A 3390-nucleotide genomic window follows, 5' to 3' on the forward strand; every position below is an offset into this window, starting at 1 on the left:
GTCCGAAGCCAGCCTCAGCCCGATCTGGCCGCCCATGGAGTGGCCGATCACCGCCGGCTGGTTCAACCGGCTTTCGGTGATGTAGCGCAGCACCTCGCCGGCCGCCGGACCGAGAATGGCGCCCTCGGCGTTGGCCTGCGGCGCCAGGTCGCCGAAGCCGCGCACCGAGACCAGATGCAGCCGGTATCGCCCCGCCAGCCGGTCGGCGGTCGAGCGCCAGACGGCGGCGGTCGAGGCCAGGCCGGGGATCAGGATCAGGTCCGGTCCGCTCCCGCGCGTCTCGACCGTGATCCGGCGCGAGGCGAAGGCCGTCTGCGCCCACGCGCCGGAGGCCGTCCCCGCCAGAGCCAGGGCGCCCGTCGCACCGATCAGGAATTCACGTCTGGCCTGCATGACCCCGTTCTTCCGGGCGATTGCGGCGCCATCATGAAAAAGGCCCGGATGCGCGAACATCCGGGCCTCGATCATGTCGGGATGGGCTGAAGGATCAGCCCCGGGCGGGGCGCAGGCCTCCGGCCATGGTCGGGGCGCCCGAGCGGCGCTCGCCGCCCGAGGCGATGATGCGGTCGATCCGGGCCTTCTCGGCGCGGAAGGCGGCCAGGTCGGCGCCCGCCAGGACGGTGCCTTCGGTGGTGCGCACGCCGGCCGGATTGATCCGCTGACCCCCGCGCCACAGTTCATAATGCAGGTGCGGACCGGTCGAGGCGCCGGTCGAGCCGACATAGGCGACGACCTGGCCCTGACGGACGCGCTGGCCGGCGCGGACGCCCGGGGCATAGCGGGACAGGTGGCCGTAACCGCTGTCCAGGCCGTTGGCGTGACGGATGCGCAGCCAGTTGCCGTAGCCGCCCCAGCGGCGCGCCTCGACCACCACGCCGTCGGCCGGGGCCACGACCGGCGTGCCCATGCCCGCGGCGAAGTCGATGCCCTGGTGCATCTTGCGGTAGCCGGCGATCGGGTGGCGGCGGAAGCCGAACGAGGAGGAGACGCGGAAGCCCCGCTCCAGCGGCGTGCGCATGAAGGCCGAGCGCGTATTCTTGCCCGTGCCGTCGAAATACTGCGCCTCGCGGGCGCCGGCGGGCTGGAAACGATAGAAGGTCACGCCCTTCAGCGAGGCGTACATCAGCTCGCCGGAATCGATGGTGCGGCCGTTCTCGGTGACGGTGCGGTCGAAGACGTAGGTGAACTCGTCGTCCGACTTGACGTCCCGATCCATGTCGAACTTGTGCGAGAACAGGCGGCCGGCGACGCGGGCGATGGCGGCCGGAGCCCCTTCGCGGCGGGCGGTCCGCGACAGCGAGCCCTCGACCTTGCCGGTCAGGACCACCGTCTCGTGGGTCACCTTCTCTTCCAGCGCGCGCAGGCGCAGGGCGCCGTCGAAGCTGCGCGACACGGTCAGCTGGCTGGCCGGGCCGGTGCGCATGGTCAGGCCGATCAGGCGGGCGTCGCCGCGGCCGCCGCGCGGATGGGCGATGGCGGTCTCGAACTTCTGCCCGGCCCGCATCGAGCTGACGTCCATGGCGTTCGACAGGGTCGCAGCCACGGCCGAGGCTTCTTCCGGCGCGATGCCCGTGCGGGCCACGGCCTGCTCGAAGGTCTCGCCCTTGCGGATCTGCACCGGAATGGCTTCCGGCGCGGTCAGGCCCGCGGGCATGCCGCCAGCGGCGAACGCCTGGGCTTCCAGGGCGGCGATCTGAATTTGAGAGAGAGGCGGAGCCTCTTCCGCTTTCGCGGGTTGGTACACACGTCCGGCAAGCAGCGCCACCGAGATCGCCGCCACCGCCGTCAGGGCGTGAGGGGCGATGCGCATCGGCTGGCGACGTGGATCGAACTGAGCCATCGGTCCCCGACAAACGACGACGCCGGCCGGCGCCAAAGCCACTAAAAGCAAGGATCGCGCCGGGCCGCCCCCCAAGGAACCGCCAAACGCGAGACGCGCCGTATAGCCCGTCCGTCCCATGATGGGAAGGCAGATCGTTACAACCCGTTAACCGGAGCCGTAGTCGCGGGGTAAAGCCTGCGTGAACCCAGAGGTGATCAAAGGTCATCGCCCCAGTATTCGTACAGCATCTGACCGCTATTCACGCAGATGTGAGGGTGGTCTTCGCCGCCGACTCTCCCTGCATTCAAAGTGTCTCTCGAGCCACTATCCTGTGGCGGACGCGACACGCATTTATTGCTCAACGGACTCCTGAGTTTGCTCATCGCCCTTTCCGGCGCGCCGCCTGTGCCGCTAAAGGACGAGGGGCATGAGCGACACGGCCTCCCCCCCTTCCGGATCGCCCCCGCGTCCGGCCGCCCGCCGCGCCGGCGGGGTCCTTCGCCGCCTTCTGATGGTCGCGGGCGTGATCCTGTGCGTACTGGCGATCCTCGTCGCCCTGGCCTGGCTGAACCGCCGCGCCGTCACCCGTCAGGTCCTGGTCGGCTGGCTGGAGCGCGAGGGCGTCCCGGCGGACGTGGACATCCAGCGGATCGAAATGGACGGCGTCGTCGCCCGCGTCCGCATCGGCGATCCCCGCAATCCGGACGTGACCATCGAGCGGGTCGAGGTCGACTACGCCATCGGCTCGCCCTGGTCGAAACACGGCCTCGGCGTGACGCCGACCCGCATCCGTCTGGTCCGTCCCGTGGCCCGCGTCAGCCTGCGCGGGGGCAAGCTGTCCCTGGGCTCGCTCGATCCCCTGGTGAAGAAGTTCACCGGCCGTCCGCCCCAGCCCGACAGCCGCTCGCCCCTGGTGCTGGTCGAGCGCGCGCGCGTCCGCGTCGATACCGACTACGGCCCCGCCAACATCCTGGGCGACGCCCGGGTCGAGGACGGCAAGCTGATGCGGCTGGTCGCGCGCATGCCGGCCACGGCGCTGCGCAGCGGCGACCGGCTCGACGCCCGCGACCTCGGCGCCGCGGTCGATCTGACCACCACCGGCGACCGGGTCGCCCTGCGCGTCACCGCCTCCGCCGCCTCCGCCGCTGTTCCGGGCGCGCAGGGGCGGGGCGTGAACCTGACCCTGACCGGCGACCTGCCCTATCCGGACCTCAAGACCCGCCGGGGCGACGGCCGCGCCCGTGTCGACCTCGCCCTGACCGCCGATCGTCTGGCCGAGGGCGACAACGCCGCGCGCGGCGTCGACGCTCGCCTGTTGTTCGATGGAACCACCGCCGGCTGGATCGAGGCCTTCCGCATCGGCGGCCAGACCACCGCCGACCTCCGCGCCGACCGGCTTGAGGGCGCCGTGGCCGGGCAGGGGACCCGCCTGCGTCTGACCGGCGCCGCCACCGTCCTGGACCGCACGGGCGAAGGCTTCGGCTGGCGCGTCGAAGGTCCCGCCGACATCACCGCCGCCCGGATTGCGGGCGCCGGCCTGGAGGGCTCGGGGGTGCGGCTGAGCGCCG

2 protein-coding genes and 1 pseudogene are annotated in these 3390 nt (G+C 71.7%); 1 reads left to right on the forward strand and 2 read right to left on the reverse strand.

The window, feature by feature from the left end:
* Nucleotides 1–393: alpha/beta fold hydrolase (locus Q0C81_RS17545; RefSeq protein ID WP_291841019.1), on the reverse strand; the 393-nt coding region annotated here is incomplete at its 3' end.
* Nucleotides 394–487: 94 nt separating this feature from the next.
* Complete coding sequence (locus Q0C81_RS17550; RefSeq protein ID WP_291841021.1) at nt 488–1840, reverse strand: M23 family metallopeptidase; 1353 nt, start codon at nt 1838–1840, stop codon at nt 488–490.
* 409 nt (nt 1841–2249) lie between these two features.
* Here Q0C81_RS17550 and Q0C81_RS17555 point away from each other — a divergent pair.
* Nucleotides 2250–3390, forward strand: a pseudogene (locus Q0C81_RS17555) (C4-dicarboxylate ABC transporter); the annotation flags it as partial.

It is taken from the genome of Brevundimonas sp. (assembly GCF_023259385.1).
Classification (GTDB): Bacteria; Pseudomonadota; Alphaproteobacteria; order Caulobacterales; family Caulobacteraceae; genus Brevundimonas.

What these genes read in the sequence shown, in the direction of transcription:
- Q0C81_RS17550 (WP_291841021.1), bottom strand. Translation starts at nt 1,840, where the DNA reads ATGGCTCAGTTCGATCCACGTCGCCAGCCGATGCGCATCGCCCCTCAC.